Origin of the sequence: Methylobacterium sp. 092160098-2 (genome assembly GCF_028920805.1) — a bacterium.
GTDB classification, from domain to species: domain Bacteria; phylum Pseudomonadota; class Alphaproteobacteria; order Rhizobiales; family Beijerinckiaceae; genus Methylobacterium; species Methylobacterium fujisawaense.
Genome location: NZ_JAQPZJ010000002.1, coordinates 1,369,129 through 1,391,514 on the forward strand (window position 1 = coordinate 1,369,129; position 22,386 = coordinate 1,391,514).

A 22,386-nucleotide genomic window follows, 5' to 3' on the forward strand; every position below is an offset into this window, starting at 1 on the left:
GGGTCAGGTCCTCATGGCGTCAGGGGGGCAGTTTGCCCTGTCGCCTGACAGATCTCGCTGATGAAAGAGCGGTCGATCTTGATCGTGTTGAAGGGGAAGCGGCGCAGGTAACTGAGCGACGAGTACCCCGTGCCGAAGTCATCCAGCGCGATGCGAACCCCGACACCTTTCAGTCGATGTAGACATGCAATCACCGCTTCAGCGTCTTGGACGAGAACACTCTCGGTGATCTCCAGCACCAGACGATGAGGCGCGAGTCCTGAGGCGACGAGCGCCGACATCACGCTCTGCTCCAGTCCAGGCTGCTGGAACTGAACGGCCGAGACGTTGACGGCAACCCGCAGATCATTTGGCCAAGGCGCAGCCTCGCGGCATGCCTCCTGCAACGCCCAAGAGCCGAGCGGAATGATCACCCCCGTCTCCTCGGCCAGCGGGATGAACGTGCCCGGAGGGATCATCCCACGAGTCCGATGAGGCCAACGCATCAGCGCTTCGAAGCCGACGAGCTTGTGGTCGGCAAGACGCAGCACGGGCTGATAGTGCAAGGCAAAACTGCCACACATGACCGCCTCGCGCATCTCGAATTCGAGCTGCATCCGTGCCTCAACGGCTGCGTCCATGCCTGCTTCGTAGAAGCGGTAGCAGTTGCGTGCCGAAGCTTTCGCCCGGTAGAGGGCGAGGTCCGCATTCTTGAACAGGGCTTCCGGTGCGTCGCCGTTCGCGGATGCGACTGCGATGCCGATGCTGACGCCCACCGTCACAAGGTGTCCACCAAGATCGAGCGGTTGACCCACGGCATCGATCACGCGCTGAGCCAGAGCGCTGGCGTCATGCGCATGGTCAAGGTGCGAGATGATGATGGCGAACTCGTCGCCACCCAAACGCACCACAACATCGCCCTCTCGTACCGTCTCCTTCAGACGCGCTGCTATCTGGCAGAGCAACTGATCGCCAACTGGATGGCCGAGCGTGTCGTTGACGGACTTGAAGCGGTCGAGATCGAGGCACAGCAGAGCCGCGTGACCTCGGCCGCGTCGAACCTCCCCCAGCCTCTGCTCTAAGTGCTCGCGAAACACGGTGCGATTGGGCAGCCCCGTGAGCACATCGTGACGGGCCATGTAGGCGATGCGATGCTCCGCCGCCTTACGCTCGGTGATGTCGTTGTAGGTGCCGACCATGCGCAGCGGTGCACCTTGCGCGTCCCGTGAGACCACCTTGCCGCGCGACAGAACCCAGGTGTAGTCGCCTGATTTGGTCCGCATGCGATGCTCGTACGTGTAGGCGGCCGTGCTTCCCTCGAGATGCTCTGCAAGCAGCGCTTGCGTCTGCGTGAGATCGTCCGGATGTACTAGGTCGATGCATGCGCTTATGTGGGGGTTGAGATCCCCCGGCTCGTAGCCGAGCAGGGTGAGGGCACGGTCAGAGTACCAGACGTGACCTGTTGGGACGTTCCAGTCCCACAAGCCGTCAGTGCCGCTGTCGAGGGCAAGGGCGAGGCGCTCTTCACTCGTGCGCAGGAGACTCTCGCTATGAATGAGGGCGTCCTGGGTCGCACGCCGCTCGGTCACATCGAGGTTGAGCCCGACTATGCGCAGCGGCTGGCCTGTCGTCTCATCACGGATGATCCGGCCGAAGCCCATCAGCCAGCGGTAGGTATCGCCCCTCTCGGTTTGGCGAACGCGGAACTCGACCTTGTAGGTCTTACTATGGCTCAGTGCGGCGGCGTGTGTGGCAGCCTCGACCGGAGCTAGATCGTCGGGATGGACGTTCGCTGACCAATCCGCGACGCTGACCTCGACCCATTCCGTCGAACCCGGTTCGCACGGAAGTCCGTGCATGCGAGCGCTCTCGGGCGAGTTGCGGACCACGTCTTCGTCAAGGTTCCACTGCCAGACACCCGCTCCAGCGGCTTCCTGGGCCAGCCGCAGCAGATCGGTCGTTTGCTCCAAAGTCTCACGAGCCTTGACGATATCCTCGATGTCGAGAGCGGTGCCAAGCCATTCCACGACCGTCTCGTTCCGACGGATCGGGATCATGATCAGCTTGTGCCAACGGTGGATGCCGTCGTGGCGACGCAAGCGCCCTTCGACCACGTAGGTATGCTCGTCCGTGATGGCGCGCTCCCAAACCTCCGCCATGTGCTCGGCGTCGGCGGGATGGTTGCGGCTTGTACGCTCCTCGCGCTGCGAACCAATGGCTCCATAGTAGGCACGGAACCGCTCGTTCGTGTAGATGGCGCTGCCATCCGTGCAGGTCATCACCCAGACCATCTGAGGCAGTCCGTCCGCTAGGGCGCGGTAGCGCGCTTCGCTCGCGGCGATCTGCGCTTCCGAGAGAATGCGGTCCTCAAGCGCCGCTTCGAGCAGGAGGCGTGCACGATGTAGCTCGATCTGGGCAACGACGATCCGAGCGAAATCCTGAAGCTGGGTCTTCTGCAAGTCCGAGAAGCTTCGTGGCTTCGTGTCGATGACGCACAGCGTTCCGACTCGGATGCCGGACTGCAGGACGAGGGGCGCCCCTGCGTAGAAGCGGATGCCGGGTCCGCCTATCACCAATGGATTGTCGGCAAAGCGCGGGTCGGCCGTCGCATCCTCCACCACGAGGACATCGTCGCGGAGGATGGCGTAGGCGCAGAACGCGAGTTCACGCGGTGTGCCTTCGACATCGATCCCGCACTTGGCCTTGAACCATTGCCGGTCGCTATCGACGAGCGAGACGAGCGCAATGGGCAGGGAAAACAGAGCAGCAGCCGCCTTGCACACGGCATCGAAGTGATCTTCGGCTTGCGTATCGAGGATACGCAGCTCGTGAAGCTCCGTGAGCCGCTCGGCTTCATTTACGGGAATAGGCAGCCTATTTCGCTCTTCGTCAGCGACAATCCCAGGGATCGGCTTTTCAGCCTCCTGCGCGGCGGCGTGCAGGTTGGCACGGTCCTGACCTACGTTGTCGCGCTCAACGCGACCGTCACGGATATCGAAGAAGGAACGAGGCACAGGGCTCTCCGCGCGCAACAGGCGGGAGCACAAAAAGTCTCTGAAGCGCGGGAAGCCGGGGGCAGAGCCGCGATACCACCCTCATACACTGCTGAGCCTGAATATCACAACCTGTAGTATCAGCCTGTCAAAGGGACCCAGCCCTCATGCGCAGCTGCTTAGCGGCAGGTATCGACCTACAGCGGATCCTGCATTACGCCCGCTCCAGCAGATCGACGAGGAGGATGCCGGCCGCCGCGATGACATTGCCGCGGCCTCGCCAGGGCAGCACGATAGCCTCGGGCAACGGCTCGGCAACCACCTCAGGCAGCACGGTCTCGTACGCTTCCTCCTCCTGGTCCTTGTCCCCGCCGCGCATGTAGACGACCTGCGAGCCGGTGGCGTTCTCGGGCGCGGCCAAGGAGGGCTCCGCGTCCCTTCCGTCCTCGTGGTCCGCATCGCCATCCATCCGGTCCAGCACCGCGATGATGCGGTCCGCAGCGTCGAGGGCGGTCTGGGCCGCCTCCTCCAGACTGGCGCGTAGATTGGCCCTGGTCAGTGGCTTCAAGGTTTCCGGAGCAGCCGGTTTCGGACGCGGGGTGAAGGTGAGCACGTCGCCCATAGGTCAGGTCTCGGGTCTCTGTGAGGGGAAGGCCCGGCGGGATCCGGCCGGGGAGGTACGCACGGCTACGGGGAGAGGGAGAGCCGGTGTTAGCGGCCCTCGCGCCAAGCCGCGGCATGGGCCAGCAGTTCGTGGGCAAAGCCCTCGGTCTCGTCGGGATCGCCGTTCTCAATGGTCGTGACAGCTAGGATAGACAGCCGGGTTTCGCGGTCGTCACCGTTCGTCGGCGTCCGCCTTCTGGCTTCCGCGTGAGCCGCAGTCTCCACCGCAGTCAGGGCGTCGCCGATCCACTGCACGAGCTTGCCGGCGGCGTTGAAGTACGGGGCGCCGTGCTTGTTCTCACTCTGTCGGCAGCGAGGCCCCCAGGTATGGGCGTAGACTATACTGCCGATGCGGTTGGTCAAATCATGCAGCACCAGCAGATCACCTATGGTGGCGGACGTGAGGTCCAACATGCCGGCGAGGCTAGATGTAGGAAGCGGCACGGGAGCTGGCGGGGTCTCCTCCTGTGGCTCCAGTTCTGTATTCCCCGCCTGGGGCTTGGCGTCCGCCAGAACTGCGGATGAGCCCGCGACAAGATACCGGGTGCGCGCCACATCCAGAAGTTTGCCCCAACCCTCAAAGGTCTTCTGTGCGCTTTCGAGCGCCGCAAGCATGTCAGTCGGCACGGCCGCGTCCCGCTCGCCCCCTTTCTGAATGAAGGCGACCAACTTGGGCTTGCTCATGCGCAAGGTGCGATCTGCGATGTGCATACCGATCGCGTGGCGGGCGAACTCCTTAAGCCAGCCGTTCGGATCGCGGGCCGGGGTGTCGAACGTGTAGGCGATGAAGTCGAGGCTGGCGGCCTCCTCCACCGTGGCGGTGTGGCCGTCGCCGCTCGCTGCGCCCTCGTCCTGCACGTCTCGCCAGAGCGAGTGCGAAATGGCTTGATCCGGGTCCGGCTCATCGGGGATCTCGGCCAGAAGTGTCTTGCGGCTGAGATGCGACAGCGCCCGGAGCTTCACCCGGAACCCGTCTGCGGTGTGTGCCGGCAGATCCGCGATCCGGTACGCGAGGGAGGACACGACCTCGCCGGCCTCATTTGCAGCATTGTCTAGGGCGTCGGTGACATGCTCGCTGTAAAGGGTCATCTTCTCGGCGTGCCAAGCATCCCAGGCAGCCACGATCTCCTCGGCGCGGGCCTGCGCCTCAGGATGAGGCACGATGTCGAACATGCGGCCGGGGTGGTCTCGGTGGGCGCGCTCGCCCCCTCGGATCGGGCGTAGAACCTCGTGTGTCATCGGCATCCGGCTCCGGAGCCAATGAATGTCAGGCCAGCAGACTTCCTGCCCTGCTAGAGCCTCGGCCATCATCAGGTTCTGATGGACCATCAGGGGTGCATCGGACGCGCGATAGGTCAAGCAGGCCGGACGCGCGGGCATGCGCCGTTCCGCCTCGCGCTGAGCCGCGTTGCACGCTTCGTTGGCCGCGGTCTCGCGGGCGCTGGCGGCCTCAAACTGGCGGCCGAGCCGCAGCAGCTCAGCGTCGGTCTTAGTAGCGGGCTCGCTGGGCGTCGGGGCCTCTGTCGGCGTGCTGGTGGCGATGGTGCGGGGCTCGGCAACGCGAGGGCTGATGTGGGCGCGCAGAGTGGCCGCGCGCTCGCGCAGGCTTGGGGTGGGGGCGTCTCGGCGGATCAGCTTCTTAAGGGTGGCACGGAAGGGCATTGCGGGCCTCGGGGTGAGGGCGCGGGCGACCGGCCCGCACGGCTGCGGGGTGGGTCAGAGCAGGGTGGCAAAGCCGGTGAGGACGATGCCGCCACCGATGATGGCGACGGTAGCCAGCAACTCGCCGGCAACGTCGAGGAAGCGGGGGGCTCGGACGTGTGCGGTATCGGGGCGGACGGGCATCACGGCCTGCCAGGGTTCATCCTCTCCAGGCAGGCTTTCGTCGCGCTGGGCGCGGAACTGGTCTTTGGGCCAGCGGTGCTCAGAGGCAGGGCCACCGGTTAGCTGCCGCACGACACCGGCTCCGGCATGGCCGAGCGGCAAAGCATCCGGCAGCGCGGCGGGCGGCAACAGTGTGCCGAGGAACAGGGTCAGATCGGCAGCACGGGCCTCGGCGAGGCCATAGCTGCAGTAGTCAGGACTTGATCTGACAGACGGTGTCATTGAGCTGAGGCGAGAGCCGAGGCCGGGCGCGGAGTGGTCGGGGTGCGCAGCGCCCGGCCTCGGCGTTTTCGAGGACACCGACCATGACGAGGGATCAGAAGGTCATCCGCGGCAAGGTGGGCCTGTTGGAGCTGGCCAAGCAACTCGGCAACGTCAGCCAAGCCTGCAAGATGATGGGCTACTCGCGCGACAGCTTCTACCGGTTCCGAGAGCTGTACGACACGGGCGGCGAGGTGGCGCTGCAGGAGCTGAGCCGGCGCAAGCCACTCCTGGCCAACCGCACCGCGCCCGAGATCGAGGCGCTGATCGTGGAGCTCGCCCTGGAGCAACCGGCCTATGGGCAGATCCGCGTGGCCAACGAGGTCCGCAAGCGCGGGCATTCGATCTCACCGGCGGGCGTGCGCGGCGTCTGGCAGCGCCACGACCTGGAGACCATGAAGAAGCGGCTCAAGGCGCTGGAAGCCAAGGTCGCCCAGGAGGGCTTGATGCTGACCGAGGGTCAGCTTGCGGCGTTGGAAAAGGCCAAGGCCGAGAAGGAGACGCACGGCGAGTTCAAGAGCGAATGCCCCGGCTATTGCGGGGCGCAGGACACCTTCTACGTCGGCACGATGAAGGGAGTTGGGCGGATCTATCAGCAGACCTTCATCGACACCTACGCCAAGGTGGCGTTCGCCAAGCTCTACGACCGGAAGACGGCGCTCACTGCGGCCGACCTGCTCAACGACCGTGTGGTGCCGTTCTTCGACGCGCAGGAGGTGAAGCTGTGCCGGGTTCTGACCGACCGTGGTACCGAGTATTGCGGCAATCCCGAGCACCATGAGTACGAGCTCTACCTCGCGGTCGAGGATGTGGATCATTCTCGGACCAAGGCCAAGAACCCGCAGACGAACGGCATCGACGAGCGCTTCCACAAGATGGTGCTGAACGAGTTCTACCGGGTCACCTTCCGCAAGAAGATCTACGGCTCGCTGGCCGAGCTGCAGGCGGACCTGGATGCCTGGATGAGGAGCTACAACGAGGAGCGCCCGCATCAGGGGCGCTGGTGCTTCGGCAAGACGCCGATGCAGACCTTCCTTGACGCCGTGCCGCTGGCTCAGGAGAAGATGATCGCCGCCTGAGCCGTCAGGCAGTCGAGACCGACCATCTCCGGACATCGACTGTCAGATCGAGTGCCAGCTACTACACCATAGCTCTCACCGAAGCCGCCCTCGCGGCCGCCGATAGCGTCTGGCGTGCCGAAATGCGTCGGAACTATGGGCCGGATGGGGTGCTGACCTATGCCTTCTCCCCGGAGGCCCAAGGCGATCTCGGGACGTCGCTCCGGCGGACCTACTAGGCTCGCCGCGTTGCGGTGGCTCTGTGGCGCCACGAGCGGCATCGAGCACCACGGTTGGCCTGACCCGTCGGTCGGCTCGGCCTAGCTATCAACGTTGCGACACGGCATTTCGCCGGCAGCGATCAACGCGCCGGTGATCGCCACCATCCGCCGTCCCTGATGGCGGATCGCGTCCAGGTCCTCTCGCCGCGGTGGGCGGTTCTCCTTGCCGACGATGGCGGAGGCGCCGTACGGTGAGCCCGCCTCCAGCATCACCTCATCGGTGTAGCCGGTCGGCAGGATCACCATGCCCAGATGCGCCATCGGGGCGTACAGCGACAGCGTGACGACCTCCGAGCCGCCATGCGGCCAAGAGGCCGCCGCGAACGCACCGCCAACCTTGCCGGCCAAGGCGCCCCGCTTCCACTGCGGGCCGAGCAGGTCGAGAAAGTTCTTCAACTCGGTCGCCATGGCCCCGAAGTAGCTCGGCGTGCCGAACAGGATCGCATCTGCCCATTCGGCATCGTCGTGCGTGGGCGCTTCGTACAGGGCGTTCTGCCGGGCTGCGCTCTCGGTCCATCCGTCGACCTTGGCCATCGCCGCCGCATCGACGACCTCTCGCGCCCTGCGTACGCGAACCTGTGCGCCAGCTTCCCGCGCGGCATCAGCTGCAGCGGTCGCGAGCGTCTCGACGCTGCCAGTGCGCGAGTAGTAGACGATCAGTAGGCGTGTCGGATCGGATGTACGGTTGGCCACGGCATCCTCCTACGGATTGGCGCTACGGCCCGACGGTTGCTGAGAGATCGCGTCTGCGTGCGACCGCGTCATGTCTCCGAAGAGCGATGAAGCATCGGCAGTATGGCTAATCGTTCGATGCGAGTTCGCCACCTGGCCGGCCATCAGTATGGTCAGCGCTGCCAACATCAATCCGGTACCGCCAATCACCCCGTAAAAGACCGGCAGACCGGGCCCCCCATGCTGACCGTTCTGACTGGAATGCCGTTCTGCCACCTGAAAACCTCGCTGATCCACACTCGCGGACCCGAGGATGCAACGGGCTCTCTATCCGATAGGTCCTCCTCTGCGGCGCCATGACGGTCGGCCCATCCCGCTACGGTGTGGTCGCCCCGCGACCAAGAAGCTGCTGGGCTATCGATGATTGCCGCTCGGAGCCCTTCTTGAACGCCTGAAGGCGCATCAGCACGATCTCATCCTGGCGATGGCCGAGCACGATGGGCTGCCGGCCGGGAGTGCGCTCCGTCAGGTCGCCGAGTTGAAGAACGTGATTGCGGCCATTGAGGCGGTTGCGGCCGAGGAGGAAGACAGGGCCAAGCGCCCGTAGCTGTCCCGCTCGAACGACAACGGCGCAGCAACCTGAGAAGGCGCTGCGCCGCTGGATCGGGCCGCCGAGGGGGCGATGACGGCCTTAGAGAAGGGCTACGCCCGACGCCGCTTCCGCGAGGTGCGCCTGAGCACATTCAACAGAATGTGGCTCGGTAGGCCGCTCCGAGCTAGGTCCGCGCTGATGGTCTCCCCGCCTCAGATCGCCGTGCCGCGCGGGCCATGGCGATCAGCTCAGCAGCCGTCAGGGACCGAGGCGGGAGCGGATCAGTGCGCGTGTCGAGATGGCTCATGCGTGGCGCACAAGGCGCCTGCGGGTCCCGCCACGGCCATATCCGCGCGATCCGTCCAACCTTCCTCGCGGCCACCGCCACCATATACGCCCCCAACTGCCAAGCCTGTGCGTCGGTAGGTGGTCGCGCGCCGGCGAGTCAGGCACCTTTGGGCAGGCCCGGCATCGGGGCTGTGCGCCATCATCATGCGAGCGCCCCTGTTCGAGCCCGACGCCCGCCCTACTGCTACGCTTTTTCCACCATGGCTGGCACAGTGCGCCATCATGCCGATCCGGCCCGAGCACCGCTTCTTCTACCCCATCGATTGGCCGCAGCTCTCGGCCGTGATCCGGTTCGGCCGGGCGAGGGGCTGCTGTGAGGGCTGTGGGCGGCCGCACGCGCGGATGGTCTACCACCTCGGTGATGGGCGCTGGTGGGACGCCGAAGCCGGCCGCTGGCGCGACGGATGGGGCAGGCGGATCCGCCTCTCCGTGGAGGCTGACATCCTCGGCCGTGCCCGTCGGACCAGGGTGGTGCTGGCTACTGCCCATCGCGACCACGACACCTCGAACAACGCTGACGGCAACCTCGCGGCTTTCTGCCAGCGCTGATGGGGTGGACGGCCCCCGAACGGCATCGCTGTGCCAAGCTGAGGTCGTTGTAGATCTCATGCGAGGAGGCCGTCCGTGGATCAGATTAGCCGCATCGGTATGGATACGTCCAAGCACATCTTCCAGCTGCACGGCGTGAACGCGGCTGAAGAGCCCATTTTGCGCCGAAAACTCCGTCGCAAGGACATGATCGCGTTCTTTGAGCGGCTCACCCCGACGCGCGTCGCCATTGAGGCCTGTGGCGCTTCACACCACTGGGCGCGCCTACTGCGCAGTTTTGGGCATGACGTTCAGCTTATCGCGCCGCAGCTCGTAAAGCCCTACGTCAAACGCGGCAAGAATGACGCCGCCGACGCAGAAGCCCTGTGCGAAGCCATGAGCCGACCGACCATGAGGTTCGTTCCGGTCAAAACCGCCGAGCAGCAGGCCGCGCTCATGATGATCGGCCTACGGGATAGGCTGATCCGCAACCGCACGCAGATCGTCAACGCGATCCGCGGCTATGCTGCTGAGTTTGGTATCACGGCGGCTCAGGGGATCGCGCACGTCGCGCCACTTCTCGTGCGTATTCAGGCCGATCAAGCCCTGCCAAAGCTCGCGCGCGAGCTGTTTGCGCTGCAGGCCATCGAGTACGAACAGGTCCAGGCAAAAATCGTTGCCATCGATCTCAAGCTGGCCGCGTGGCAGCGTGCCGACGCCTGTAGCACGCGCTTGGTGCGGATCCCCGGCATTGGGCCGATCGGGGCCGCGATGCTGATGTTGAAGACCCCTGCGCCTGAGGCGTTCCGATCCGGTCGGCAGTTCGCCGCGTGGATCGGGCTGACCCCCAAGGACCATTCGACAGCCGGCAAGGTCCGGCTCGGCGTCATCACGCGGGCTGGGGACGAGGCTCTGCGCCGTGTCCTCGTTGCCGGAGCCACGGCCCTCGTGCGGCGCGTCCGTGAAGGTCGATGCGGATGGGGGTTGGCCCTCTGGATCAAAGAGCTTCTTCAGCGCAAGGCGCCGAAGCTGGTCGCGGTGGCGGTGGCCAACAAGCTGGCCCGGATCGCCTGGAAGATGATGAGGACGGGCGAAGCCTACGCGGGAGCGCGAGCTCCTGCTACGCCGTGCGCCGTGTAGGGATCGGCAGAGCACGGATCGCCGGAAATTGGCGACCGAGCCGAGCTGATGCGGAAGCTTGCAGGAGGACGGACAGGTGGCGTGATCGATCGATCCGAGACGTCAGCGAACCCGAATGTGACAGTGGCCGATCAAGGTCGCAGCGTTGATTGGGGCTGACGTCGCGGAGCCCATCTTGGCCAGCGTTCATGTGTGAACGCGTCAATAGGCCGGACATATGAACGCAAGCGATCCGATCATCCAAGCTGACTTCATCTTGCGAGCTGGGGGCCGTCCACATATGCCACATGATCCACGACCGACCAGAGCATCAGCGCAGACGCTGGCGCACGCTGTTCCGACGCAAGGCGCTGGGCGATTTGTTCGGCGGCCCCTACGCCTGAGAATTCACGGTTGAGATCCAACGCTCAGTGCCCGGATCGAGGGACTGCTTCCGACCCTTCGCGGAAGCTGGGAGCGTCCGCTCTTAAGCAGTCTGATGAGCTGAGTTCGGCAGCTCCTGGCCGAAAGCCGCCTCTCCGCTTCGGAGAAGACACATTGGATGGGTATCCGGCCCTACAAAGGTGGATGTCATTCCGGCTAGAATACATTCCTCCGAGAAGGATTGAAGCTCAGCCCGCGAAGTCCGTCGGAGCGGAATTCTTTATACGACCGAGCTTCATCTGGATGAATTTGACGTAATTCCGGATTAATCCGCGAGTCTGATCCAAAAAAACCTCATGACTCCATAAAAATACGGTATTTGTATACTAGATTAATTTACAGCAACGGTTGCATTGCGTATGCGATGCAATTCCTTCGCGATAAGAGTAATCTGCGTTTTCGCTGTAGGAATTCAAAAATTGTTAGCTGAGCCGTTCCCGCACGCATAAATTCTCTCTTTTGATAGCTTTCGAGCGCCGCAATGATAATCGCAGCTTTGCTTTTTATTGCTGGGCTGACGCTCGGATGGCGCTTCAATGCGCTGGCGGTCATTATCTCGTCGATATTAATATTCGTATGCTCCGCAGTGCTATTTCTAATATTTATCGGTTTTGAATATCTACAGATACTAATCGTTTTTGCCTATCTGATTGCTCATCAATCGGGCTATCTCGTAGGTTATTACCTGTTTCATAGCATAAACACTGATCAGACAGCCAAAACCATTCACCAGAACCATATGAGGCGGCCCGATAGATTGTAGATCGGCACCCAAATCGCCGCGGCAGATATGATTGACGCGACCACGAGAGGTAGCGACACTCGGTATGCCACGTCTTTTTTTAGTCGCCAGGAAACCAACAAAACTGACACGTCACGAAACCCCAAATGCATTTTCTGGTGTACTAGCTAACCGGACGCAATCTACTCGAAGCTTCTGCATCGACTGGACCTCTCTAGAAGTCGATAGCTTACGCAGAACGGATTTGCTTCGGCTTGCAAAATGATCGCATCATTCGATGACCAACCTTGGGCTTGCCACTGACCGATTAGATATTGGCGCACCAATCCTATGGGCGTCGTAGTGGTTGCATTCGCTCAGCGCGACGCTGGTATGCCAGCCAAGTGACGGAGGCAGGCAAACTACCCATTCGCCCCCGCCCTCTTAAATCGAGTTCCGTCAGCGGCGGCGCGGAGAGTTTCAGTCAATTTCAGGGAAGTGGATGAGGGTCACGCCCTCCTCGAATTCGGAGCCGGTGGGCGCGAGCGTCGCGTCGAACGTGCAGCTCGACCGCGATAGCACCGTCACGCCCTTGCAGAGTTAGAGAGCTTCTCAGCGATCGCTTGAGCCGCGTCGGCGCCTAGGGCTGGCCCGTCGAGGCGCAACCGTTGGACGCCCAGCTGCGCTTCATAGAAGAATTCTGCCGCGGCGCTGGGGTCACCGCGGCGATCTGAGCCGCGCTCGCGCCCTGAGCGATGCGGACCGTGGCGCCTGCGACCTCAACTTCTATGCTGTGGCCGCCGCATCGCTCCCTCAGCTCGGGGCTCATCTCGGCAGACGTCGGCTCCTGTGGTCCCACACTCATCACGGCCGGCACGAACTGCAGTGCGCACTCGCCGTCGTGCCCCCCAGCCTGACATACCAGGCGCCGCCACGTGAACAGCTGCGAGGCGCTCAATCCAAGCCGGTGTGCCACCGCGCTGATCGAGGTGCCCGGCCCATCGCTCTCGGCCACGATGGCGGCCTTCTTCTCATTCGACCACGTCCGCCGCCGACCGGCCCCGGTGAATAGCTCCAGGCGCCGGATCGGCTCCGACATAGCCATACGCCCTGACATCAAAATGTGACGGAGCTCCCAATCCGCTCCGTATGTTGCCTTCACACCGCCTGCCGGAAGGTGCCGCCCAGACTGCGCTTACTCAGAGACGGCGCTGGCGCACGCTGTTCCAGCGGAAGGCGCTCGGCGACCTGTTTGGCGGCCCCTACGCCTAAACAGGCCGCTGGGAGTGTCTCTCAACACATCGGACCGGAGAGCTTGAGCATAGATCTCCCTCAACGACGGCAGCCGCCGCCCATCCCTTGGAGATCGTCATGTCCCTCTCATCCCGCCTCGTCCTGCTCAGCGGTGTCGTCGTACCTGCCGGGGCCTTGCTCGTTGGTGCGTATGTCGCCCTCGTCACCCTGGCACTGCCGATGCACTTCGTCTGAGGGCTCAAGCTGCGACCGAGAAATCAGCCGCAGCTGCTCTGAAGCGAGACTGCTCTCCAGCCGTCCTGCAGTACGCTGTTTTCAGATATTGCCGCCGCTCGTTACCGCATTGTACGAGTGATGGTCACTAGAGATCCGCCGTGCACTACCAAGCCCTTGCTGCTTTAGCTTTTGCCGTCAGTGTGCTCGCAGTGATCGGCCCCCACGAGGTGGTCCAAGGTCAAAGTTAGTGCAGGGTTGGTCGCTGGACCACGGCGAGCTTGGCCGGTGCAGCCGGCCTAGCGGCTATAGCTGGCACGAACACCTCTGGCGCTGGCGGCCGGTAGCCCAATGCGCCATGCGGCCGAACCGTATTGTAGTGCCGTCGCCAGCCCTCGATCATGATCTGCGCCTCCTTGAGCGTGTAAAAAATCTCGCCATTCAGCAGCTCGTTGCGTATCTGTGCGTTGAAGCTCTCGACATATCCGTTCTCCCACGGCGAACCAGGGGTGATGTAGGCCGTCCTTGCGCCAACGGCCGCAATCCAGGACTGCACCGACTTGGCGATGAACTCCGGACCATTGTCTGACCGAATGTGCGCCGGCACGCCGCGCAGGATGAACAGGTCGGACAGCACATCGATCACGTCGGCCGCCTTGAGCTTGCGATCCACTCGGATGGCCAGGCACTCGCGGCTGAACTCGTCGAGGACGTTGAGCATCCGGAACTTGCGCCCGTCGTGGGTGCGCGTCTCGACGAAGTCGTAGGACCAGACGTGATTGCGGTGCTCCGGGCGCAGCCGGATACAGGAACCATCCCCGTCCCACAGCCGTGCGCGCTTGGGCTGGCGGGCCGGGACCTTCAGCCCCTCCTGCCGCCATAGGCGCTCGACCCGCTTGTCGTTGACCAGCCAGCCGTCCGCCCGCAGTAGGGCGGCGACCTTCCGATAGCCGTAGCGCCCGTAGCTACGGGCAAATTCGATCAGCTCGGCGACGAGCGCCGCCTCGTCATCTTTGCCCCGCGGCGCCTTGCGCTGTGTCGAGCGATGCTGCCCGAGTGCCTTGCAGGCCCGACGCTCGGAGACCTTCAGCACGGTCCGGACATGCTCGATGCAGGCGCGTCGGCGCGCGGGGCTGGTCAGTTTCCCCGGGCGGCTTCCTGCAGGATCAGCTTGTCCAGGGTGAGATCGGCGATGGCTTTTCTGAGCCGCTGGTTCTCCGTCTCCAGATCCTTCATCCGCCGGACCTGATCCGACTTCAGGCCGCCGTACTCACGCCGCCAGCGGTAGTAGGTCACCTCACTCACGCCGATCGCGCGGATCGCCTCCGCCACGCTCTGGCCTTGCCCGACCAGCACGTCCGCCTGCCGCAGCTTGGCGACGATCTCCTCAGGCTTGGGTCGCTTCCTCGACATCGATCCGTCCTCCAGGCTCAAAGCCATACCAAAGGGCGGACCACTTCATTGGGGGCGGATCATCAGGACCACGCCGGATGGTACGGGCCCACCGCAGGAAGCGGATCCAACGCATCAGCGGAATCCGTGAAAGCGGCAACTCGACAGGCATGTGCAGAGCCTACTATGAGACCGCAAAAGCCGCCTTCCTTGATGGGCAGAGCCCAACACTACTTCTCTGGCGGGTAGAACATGGTCCCGCAGAGAGGCGCCGCATGAGCCCGATCGCCATTCTGGTCCACACCTGAGGCTTCGGCGGCTGCGCCGGGCCTTCACCCTGAACTGGAGGCTCACCGACTACGAGCAAGTCTACGGTACGGGCGCGATTCGACTGACCGACGAGGATCTCCGGATTGCCGGCCTCTCCCGCACGGACGATTGAACGAGAGAGCCCCGGACGCTCGAGCGGTCCGGAGCTACTCATGACGTTCAGCCGACCTCGGCCATTCGCAAAGTCAGGTACTCTTGGAGCTCGAAGGCCCTACCGACCCGCTGAGGCTTAACCTCGTGCTTGGGATCGTCTGGTATCGGTTCGAATTTCCTTACACTGGAAGCACTGTTCAAACGCCTCTTTAGGTGCGCAGAGAAGCCTCGACGTGCTAGCCATGGTGGAATTTTTGCTCCGTTTCGCATGATCTCGCCCTCTCGATGCAGCCATGATCGGCGCGGCTCAGAGCCTTCCACGCAATGAAAACTGTAACCGTGCGACGACACACGCGAACACCAGCAATTTCGCTTTCATCGCGTCGGCGAGTACTGAGAGCGAATACGTAAGTGTGTGCGAACACCGGCGCGGACACCTGGCTCGGCGACGGCATGCCGCTTAATGAGGATCTTGTCAGCCGGAGGCGCCATTGCGTGAGCGGCCTGGCCGAATAGATAGTCGAAGGTTCTTCCCGTCTAGAGCCGATCGCATTTTGACGTGGGTTGGAAATCACTCATCAAACCCGTTGATATACGACATGCCTGGACGACTCTTCGCCAATGCGCCTTGACTAACATCCGAACGCGTTGCGTTCATTCGGCACGATCCTGAGGGAGGCGAACGTGGACGAAGGCGCATCAGTTTCCGCGGCCGATAAGGTTGACTTCATCCAACTCACCAGCGACGTCGTCGCGGCGTATGTGACGAAAAATTCTGTACGTCCGGCCGATCTCCCGGCGCTTCTGGCCGACGTTCACGCTGCGATCGCCGGGCTAAACAGCGCCCCTTCTTCCGCCGAGTCAAAGGTGGAGAAGCCGACACCCGCGCAGATCCGCAAATCGATCACGCCAGATGCTCTCATCAGCTTCCTTGACGGCCGGCCGTACAAGACGCTGAAGCGGCACCTATCCGGCAATGGCTTGACAATCGAGGAGTATCGCGAGCGCTTCGGGCTGCCCAGGGACTATCCGTCTACGGCAGCCAGCTACTCGGAGCAGCGTTCCAAGCTAGCCCTGGCGCTCGGTCTCGGCCAGCGGCGCCGGAACGCAGCGAAAACCGCCGTGGTCGCTGAGACGATCGCCGAGGTGCCGAAAGCCCGCGGCCGGAAGAAGGCTGCTGAGCCTGCAGTTGCACCTGCCGAGAAGCCGGCACCTGCGCGCAAGCCGAAGAAGACCGCTGCGGCCAAGTAGAGCCGATGCGCATTCAGAGCTCCGCCGCCCGATCTGATTACGGGCGTCGGGGCTTGATGCCAATCTTTATGGCCGAGGCGGAGATGCGATACGGCCGAGCTGCAGGATGGAGGAGGGCGATTGGCCGACGCTCAACGCTGGTCTGTGACCAGATCCCGGATCGGTAATGCTCGATCGGTGAACGTCCGTAGAGGCGCATCATCGCTGGAGGCTCCGATAGCAAGCTGTTCGCTTGAAGCGGAGCTATACGGGTATTCCGGCACGCCTTCCCAGCGTCTTCAGGCGGTCACCCAAGTTAGATCGGCTTTGTCGCCCAATCTGAAGAGAGATGCCCGCCCTGGTGTTCCTGGCACGACTTGTTGCGACTGCGCCGGCGAGGCCGCACCGAGGCCAGGGGGGAATAGGCCCCAGTGCAGCTCTTCCGACGCTCGACCCCCGCCCGATCGCTGCGGTTATTCTGGCACCTCATAGTTAATATTTCGTCAACGGGTGCCGCTCTGTTCGCGTTTGCACATGACACACGGGCGATTGATGCCGGCGTTCTCGGTCATCCGCCTCGTCAGTTCTAGTCCCGTTCTACATCCCTCCGGGGATCACAAGATGGGCTATGACGCGGCGACGCGTCTTCGTGCAGGCCGAGGCGATCGCCCTTTTGGAGAAAGCCCGGCGCTGGTGGCTGATGAATGCCCGACCGCGACGGCCGGATCAGCATGCAAGCGCGCGGCACGTTGAAGAGGTAGGCACGGAGCCGGAGTTCCGGGCCAAGCTGTGCGAGCGGTGCGCGGGCTCCGGAGCGGCGGTGACATTCGCATCCGGTGCACCCGCGTGGCAGTCACCACAAGCTTGTCTATGGCGGCCCAACGGCCGACACCCGCGTATGGGAACGCCAGCTCGCGTAGCGTAGTCAAAAAGGGCAATCAATGCACGAATCTACATGGAAGATGGGGACAGCCGTTCTGTGCTGCCTCAGCGCTCTCCAGGTAGGGGGTGTCTCCGCATTGGACGGCCGCTCGAACGCGATAGGCTCCGTGCAGCAGGCCTATGACGGCCACCTCACGCCCGACCTTCAGGCGAACACCTTCCGGAACATCGACCGACTGTTTTCGACGCGGACCGTGAATCGGGGTGGGCCAGTCGCCCGCCTCGAGACATCGACGAAGCCGCTGACGGACGTGAAGTTCCAGTCCAACGGCAAGGCCGTCGACCTCTTCGACTACCTTTCGCTCAACCGGGTAGCCGGCCTGCTCGTGTTGAAGGATGGGAAGATCGCCTACGAGGACTACGAACTCGGTAACAACGAAGCGACGCGCTGGATGTCGATGTCCGTCGCGAAGTCGATCAGCTCGACCCTCGTGGGCGTCGCGATCAAGGACGGCTTCATCAAGAGCATCGACGACCCGGTCACCCGGTACCTACCAGAGCTAGCCGGCGGCGCTTACGACGGCGTGACTGTGCGGAACCTCCTGCAGATGGCTTCCGGCGCCAAATGGGACGAGACCTACACCGACCCGAAGTCGGACCGGCGGCGCATGCTGGAGCTGCAGCTCGAGGGTAAGCCCGGCACGATCGTGGCGATGATGGCCAAGCTGCCGCGCGCTCACGAGCCGGGAACCGCGTGGAACTACAGCACCGGAGAGACACACCTCGTGGGTGCTCTCGTGCGCGCCGCGGTCGGGAAGCCGGTTTCCGTCTACCTGTCGGAGAAGATCTGGTCGCGGCTCGGCATGGAGCAGGACGCGACTTGGTGGGTGGAATCGCCGAACGGCCTGGAGGTCGGAGGCAGCGGCTTCAGCGCCACGCTTCGGGACTATGCGCGCTTCGGCCAGTTCGTGCTGAACAAGGGCGTGATCGATGGTGAGAGCGTCGTCCCCGAAGGCTGGTACGAGCAGGCAGGCTCGCCGAAGGAGTTGAGCGGGAAGACCGTCAACTACGGCTACATGTGGTGGCCGCTCGGCGCCCCGGCGGGCACGCCGAACGAGGGCGCGTTCACGGCTCGTGGCATCTTCGGCCAGTACGTCTACGTGAACCCGAAGGAGCACGTCGTGATCGCCATGTGGGGCGCTCGCTCGAAGCCGACAGGCGCACCTCCCGTCGTGGATGCCGACTTCTTCAGCGCTGTGGTGAGCGCCCTCCGCTGACATCGATCGCGAGGCGTCGAGGTATCGCTCGGCGCTGTTGCAGGTGGGCACGTGACGACAGGCGGTGTGCGGGCCAGTTCCTCACGCATCGCCCGTGATGCCTTGGCCGGGCGGTCGCGTGAGGGTCGGTGCATGCAGGGGAGCTGGACACCGCGGGGCGCCGGCTCACGTCCTGTTATTGCAGACGGTACGAGGCGGTATTGGCGCGGATCCAGCCAGGGGCGAGGATATCGCCGCTCTCGGTGATGATCCAGGGCTTCGCATCCTCCGCATCAATCGCCTCGGCTGCGGCGGCCAGGGCTGCGCGCAGGGTCGAGAAGCTGCGAGCATCGGCGACATGGGCCGGCGTATGGCCGGGCCACACGGTGAGTTCGGCGGGCTTGTCGAGGTCGGACAGCGTCATCGGTTCGCTAGGGTTCGTGGCGGGGCGGGGCTTATGCCCAGAAGGTGTGATTGCGGGTATCTGGCCGGGCGCTCGGGCGAGGGGATGTGGCTATGCACGGCCACGCATTGCCGAGCGCGGATTGCGTGTCAGACGGTTCTCGATCCCGGCCGGGGTACGCGCACCTCAACCATCTGTCCGCTCAGGGGATTGAGAATCAGCATGGCTGAGTGTCTCCGGTGGATGTGCCGGTGGAACGTCCCGACATGGCGGCGAGATCACGGCGGTCCGCGCAATTGCGCGCACTTGGTGAACGGTTAGTTTACCCTGACTGGTGGCCGGATCTGCAGCCGCCTTTGATACCGCCTCAGCGCCGCAGCGCCTCGATCCAGGCCTTCACCGGATCCACCACGAACGACACGTAGGAAGCCCACGTCCGCGCCCAGCCGTTCAGGGGCAAGTCGGCATTTGGACGGGCCGCCATCAGCGCCGCCACGTAGGCGTCCTCGTGCGGCTTGCACTCATCCAGGGCGTTACGTTCCCGGCCGGGCTTGCTGTCGTGCTCCGGTTGCCGATCGTACGCGTCGCGCACGCAGCTGTGCCACGCCCGCTCAAGGGCCGGCAGGTCGGCCGGCTCGGCCGCCAGGGCCGAGGCTGGCCCGGCACTCGCCAAGGCGAGGATAAGCGCAAAGGTGCGCATGGGCGGAATTTGGCTGGTCAGTCGGCTGCGCCGGCGACGCGCACGATCAAATTGTGGATAGGCGTTGAAGCGGGACCCCGGATCAAAGCCAATGTAGCGCGTTGTTATCACTAGCAAAATCGCGAGAGGGGCGGGGTCCCGGTCGGCGCCGATCGGGACCCCACCTCAGTGCGAAAAACGTTTGTATGTTGAGGATCTTACCGTACTTCAGGAAGGGGTCCTGGTTCGGCACTTATCCTCACCGCGTTGCATCAGGCGCCCTTCGCGGTGAACTCCCAATCTGAAATCATGCTGTAACCTGCTGATGTGATCGTGCGCCTGTCGGCAAGCCCGACTCAACTGGCTTGCGGCAAGCGGGTCGGGTTCTTGCAGCCTATCGCCCTTCGGTGTGGGCCCGGCCCGCCACTTCCAGAGCCGCTGCGGGAAACAAGCCGCCTCAGCCTCCCCGAGCCGCGAACCCCAAACCGGCGGTCCCCACTCTGAGGTTGAGAATGATGTTCATGCTGGCCATCGCATTAGCTCTCGTAGCTATCCAGCCAGCCGCCGCTCAAGACCGGCGTGAGTAACCGGCAAAGTTTGATCACAGCAGAGCTATAACAGCCTATGCTTCGACTTTCGCGATCGCTGTTCTAGCAGAGGATGCGTGCTCTGGCGTTAATCAAAACACATATCTTATATTACAAATACAATCAATATCGAATATTTTGGAATAAGATCGGCCGGTTGTAGATGCAGAGATAGATAAAGCGGAGTCCGGTATCAATGACAATATCAAGAAACAAGGCGCACTTAGTTGGTGTTCAACCGCTTGGAGCTTGTTTGGAGATCACGGCTCTTTAATTCCAGGCCTACTGATCAAGCCGTGACGACAGAACAACTCGCATAACGTATTCACTATGGTTGAGTGCCGCAGCCGCTTTATACGCGGTGCCAGCTTCTTCTTTAGTTGCAAGCCCACCGAGATGAATGGCCGAGGCGTTCGCGTCCTACGCGGTTCCCAACGGAATTATCGAGATGCCGACCAAAATTTTCATAGCTGTCGGTCGGAAATCGACGTGAACGGAGGACTCTGCTGAGCACGGTGCGCAGATCATGCCGTGTGAGGAAATCGGGAGCCGTGCGGCCGAGCTACGGCATGCGCGACCGGTGAGCCATGCGGCCAGAAGCGGGGTTGCCCAGCATGGGTTGAGATAGCCCCGCCGCCCGATCTGCTCATGGGCTGGCGGGGCTCGACGCCGTTCTTCACGGCAGGGCCAGTACGCAACGCGACCCGAACTGCAGGATGAGGGGAGGGCGGTTAGCCGAGGCTCAACGGTCGGCTTAGAGCCGATCCCGAAACAGAAAACGCTCAACAGCCTTCCTGCGAGCGGAGTTCCCATAGCTGTCGACGCAGGGCCAGCAAAGCATCCATCTCCTCCCAGAGCCACTGCTGCGCCTCGACAGTGTCGGCCTCGGTCTTGGTCAGGGCAGCAAGCGCCTCAGCCGCCGTCGTCGAGCGCATCTCAGCCTGCGCGATGCGGCGGCTCAAGTTCTCCACTGCTGCCTCGAACTGTTTGCCGGCGACACTCATGTGCCGGTCAGAGCATCAGCCAAGATACTGTCCCTCTGAGCGCGGATCAAAGCGCGGTTCGACATGTGGAATGCGAGCAGCAGTTCATCTTCAGCCTTGTTCTGCCGGTCCGCTGACCGCTCGGAAAAAGATGCCCTACTGATGTCAACGGTTTTTGCAGACTAAGGATGTCCTCATTGGTCCCTACCAGCGAACGCCGATGAAGGGTGCGTTGGTGATCGGATCGGGCAGGATGTCGGCGCCGAAGCGATCGTTGCGGCCCCAGACCGGAGCGAGCTGGTTGGAGGCTGCGATGAGCTGCGGGTTCATCGCGGGGTTGCCCAGCCCCGCCACGCTGCTCCCACGCTCGACGACGTTGCCGGCGTCCAGCCAGCTGCGGGGGCGAACGTGGATGTTGAGCGGGGCGCTTGCACGCTCGTACCCGCCCGGTGCGGAGCGCGCCTGAGCGTCGCCGGCCGCAGCGAGGCCGAGACTGGCGAGGCACAGAGCGAGGATTACGCCGAGCTTGACCTTGGGCAACAACCGCGCGGACGAGTGATCGCCGGCGCCGTCGGCCGGGACGTCTGAGGTGACCGAAGATGCTGGGTGTGGCTGGACGGAGAACATGACTGCCTACTCGGGAAGAGGTGGTGTCGCGAGGACCTCCTCTTCCGTGTACGAGCGGCGCGCGAGCTGATCACTCCGGTGAACGCTCGACGTTATGCCGGATCAGCTCATCCGGCAGGCGCGACACGTGGTAGCCCGGGATCAGGCATGCCGGCCCGAGAAGCGGTTTGCCCGGGGCCGAGGAGGCTGGCGCTGGAACCAGGCTTGGCCGAGGCGAGCCGCCGGAGCCGCTGGCCGCGCATGCGCGTTAGCGCGGGCGGCTGCCGGTGGCACGCATGCGGCCGCCGGTCAGGCAAGCGGGCCCGCCTTGGTGTGGCCGGTTGTCGGATCGGACCGCCTGAGCGCCGGGCGGTGGTGAGACACCTGAGCAGCTCATCAAGCAGATACGGCATTCATCATCTCGATAGCGGCGCCTACCATGACCTCACGCTCGTTGCTTCAACGCAGGAGGCTCACATGTCCTTCACCGCTCGCTCCCCGGCCCGTACCCGCCACTTCACAGCCGCCAAGCTGCTGCCGGTCGTCTTCGCCGGCCTAGCCTTCACCAGCACGGTGCTCACCTCGGCCGCACAGGCGCGCCCCGTGAACGGTGGCACGTCTGAGGTGCCGGCCGTCGCTCAGTTGGTGCACCTGCCGATGCTGCACGTGGGAACCGGCTTTCGCCGGGTCAGCGCGGTGGGTCAGACCAAGCCTGCGGGTGCTGCCCTAGACGAGCGGGCCGGCTCCACCGCTGCCCTCGACGCCAGGAGCCGGCAGCTCGATTGGCTGATCAACAACGCCATCTGCACAGGGTGTTGATCGAATTAGTCCCGACGAGACAAGCGGGAATTGAAGATCTGTAGTGACAATCCATATAAAGATCTGCGTCTAAATATTTTTAGTATAAACAAATTGCTCGTATCCTAATAGTATTC

Annotated in this window: 17 protein-coding genes and 1 pseudogene; 7 read left to right on the forward strand and 11 right to left on the reverse strand. The window is 63.4% G+C overall.

Annotated elements, in window-relative coordinates; genetic code table 11:
* Positions 1 to 11: 11 nt before the first annotated feature.
* The 4 genes from PQI07_RS32115 to PQI07_RS32130 all read right to left on the reverse strand — a co-directional run bounded on the left by PQI07_RS32115 (position 12) and on the right by PQI07_RS32130 (position 5,741).
* Positions 12 to 2,993, reverse strand: a complete 2,982-nt coding sequence (locus PQI07_RS32115) for a bifunctional diguanylate cyclase/phosphodiesterase (protein WP_274928874.1) — start codon at positions 2,991 to 2,993, stop codon at positions 12 to 14.
* Between the two features lie 193 nt (positions 2,994 to 3,186).
* A complete protein-coding gene (locus tag PQI07_RS32120; RefSeq protein WP_274928875.1) occupies positions 3,187 to 3,594 on the reverse strand; it encodes a hypothetical protein in 408 nt (135 codons plus the stop codon).
* 89 nt (positions 3,595 to 3,683) lie between these two features.
* Entirely contained in the window at positions 3,684 to 5,297 is a 1,614-nt protein-coding gene (locus tag PQI07_RS32125; protein WP_274928876.1) for a hypothetical protein, read from the reverse strand.
* A gap of 54 nt (positions 5,298 to 5,351) precedes the next feature.
* Positions 5,352 to 5,741, reverse strand: a complete 390-nt coding sequence (locus PQI07_RS32130) for a hypothetical protein (RefSeq protein ID WP_274928877.1) — start codon at positions 5,739 to 5,741, stop codon at positions 5,352 to 5,354.
* A gap of 83 nt (positions 5,742 to 5,824) precedes the next feature.
* On the opposite strand from PQI07_RS32130, the gene PQI07_RS32135 reads away from it, so the two are divergent.
* Positions 5,825 to 6,859: an IS481 family transposase gene (locus PQI07_RS32135; RefSeq protein ID WP_274928878.1), complete on the forward strand. Its 1,035-nt coding sequence runs from the start codon at positions 5,825 to 5,827 to the stop codon at positions 6,857 to 6,859.
* Positions 6,860 to 7,158: 299 nt separating this feature from the next.
* Here PQI07_RS32135 and wrbA read toward each other — a convergent pair whose 3' ends face one another.
* A complete protein-coding gene (gene wrbA / locus PQI07_RS32140; protein ID WP_274928879.1) occupies positions 7,159 to 7,812 on the reverse strand; it encodes an NAD(P)H:quinone oxidoreductase in 654 nt (217 codons plus the stop codon).
* 403 nt (positions 7,813 to 8,215) lie between these two features.
* Between wrbA and PQI07_RS32145 the strand changes: the two genes are divergently transcribed.
* The 3 genes and pseudogenes from PQI07_RS32145 (at position 8,216) to PQI07_RS32155 (ending at position 10,399) form a co-directional block, all read left to right on the forward strand.
* The gene (locus tag PQI07_RS32145) at positions 8,216 to 8,398 is read left to right on the forward strand and encodes a hypothetical protein (protein WP_274928880.1); all 183 of its coding nucleotides are present in this window, start codon (positions 8,216 to 8,218) and stop codon (positions 8,396 to 8,398) included.
* Positions 8,399 to 8,953: 555 nt separating this feature from the next.
* Positions 8,954 to 9,277: pseudogene (locus tag PQI07_RS32150) on the forward strand (hypothetical protein); the annotation flags it as partial.
* 78 nt (positions 9,278 to 9,355) lie between these two features.
* Entirely contained in the window at positions 9,356 to 10,399 is a 1,044-nt protein-coding gene (locus PQI07_RS32155) for an IS110 family RNA-guided transposase (RefSeq protein ID WP_274928881.1), read from the forward strand.
* Positions 10,400 to 12,183: 1,784 nt separating this feature from the next.
* Here PQI07_RS32155 and tnpA read toward each other — a convergent pair.
* Together tnpA and PQI07_RS32165 are read right to left on the reverse strand one after the other, a co-directional pair.
* Entirely contained in the window at positions 12,184 to 12,660 is a 477-nt protein-coding gene (gene tnpA, locus PQI07_RS32160) for an IS66-like element accessory protein TnpA (protein ID WP_342462670.1), read from the reverse strand.
* Positions 12,661 to 13,257: 597 nt separating this feature from the next.
* Positions 13,258 to 14,423 (reverse strand): IS3 family transposase gene (locus PQI07_RS32165; RefSeq protein WP_089231777.1). Its coding sequence is split into 2 segments (ribosomal slippage): positions 13,258 to 14,159 and positions 14,159 to 14,423, totalling 1,167 coding nucleotides; the frame shifts between segments, so codons are not numbered across the junction.
* A gap of 1,086 nt (positions 14,424 to 15,509) precedes the next feature.
* Here PQI07_RS32165 and PQI07_RS32170 point away from each other — a divergent pair.
* Positions 15,510 to 16,076, forward strand: coding sequence for a Ros/MucR family transcriptional regulator (locus PQI07_RS32170; RefSeq protein WP_274928883.1), 567 nt, complete (start codon positions 15,510 to 15,512; stop codon positions 16,074 to 16,076).
* Positions 16,077 to 17,104: 1,028 nt separating this feature from the next.
* Positions 17,105 to 18,214: a serine hydrolase domain-containing protein gene (locus tag PQI07_RS32175; RefSeq protein ID WP_274928884.1), complete on the forward strand. Its 1,110-nt coding sequence runs from the start codon at positions 17,105 to 17,107 to the stop codon at positions 18,212 to 18,214.
* Positions 18,215 to 18,389: 175 nt separating this feature from the next.
* Here the strand turns inward: PQI07_RS32175 and PQI07_RS32180 are convergent, their stop codons facing one another.
* The 4 genes from PQI07_RS32180 to PQI07_RS32195 all read right to left on the reverse strand — a co-directional run bounded on the left by PQI07_RS32180 (position 18,390) and on the right by PQI07_RS32195 (position 21,385).
* Positions 18,390 to 18,617, reverse strand: coding sequence for a hypothetical protein (locus PQI07_RS32180; RefSeq protein ID WP_091722396.1), 228 nt, complete (start codon positions 18,615 to 18,617; stop codon positions 18,390 to 18,392).
* 346 nt (positions 18,618 to 18,963) lie between these two features.
* Complete coding sequence (locus PQI07_RS32185; protein ID WP_274928885.1) at positions 18,964 to 19,296, reverse strand: hypothetical protein; 333 nt, start codon at positions 19,294 to 19,296, stop codon at positions 18,964 to 18,966.
* A 1,348-nt stretch (positions 19,297 to 20,644) separates the two neighbouring features.
* Positions 20,645 to 20,866, reverse strand: coding sequence for a hypothetical protein (locus PQI07_RS32190; protein WP_274928886.1), 222 nt, complete (start codon positions 20,864 to 20,866; stop codon positions 20,645 to 20,647).
* 183 nt (positions 20,867 to 21,049) lie between these two features.
* Positions 21,050 to 21,385: a hypothetical protein gene (locus tag PQI07_RS32195; RefSeq protein ID WP_274928887.1), complete on the reverse strand. Its 336-nt coding sequence runs from the start codon at positions 21,383 to 21,385 to the stop codon at positions 21,050 to 21,052.
* Between the two features lie 543 nt (positions 21,386 to 21,928).
* Here PQI07_RS32195 and PQI07_RS32200 point away from each other — a divergent pair.
* Positions 21,929 to 22,270, forward strand: coding sequence for a hypothetical protein (locus PQI07_RS32200; RefSeq protein ID WP_274928888.1), 342 nt, complete (start codon positions 21,929 to 21,931; stop codon positions 22,268 to 22,270).
* Positions 22,271 to 22,386 lie beyond the last annotated feature (116 nt).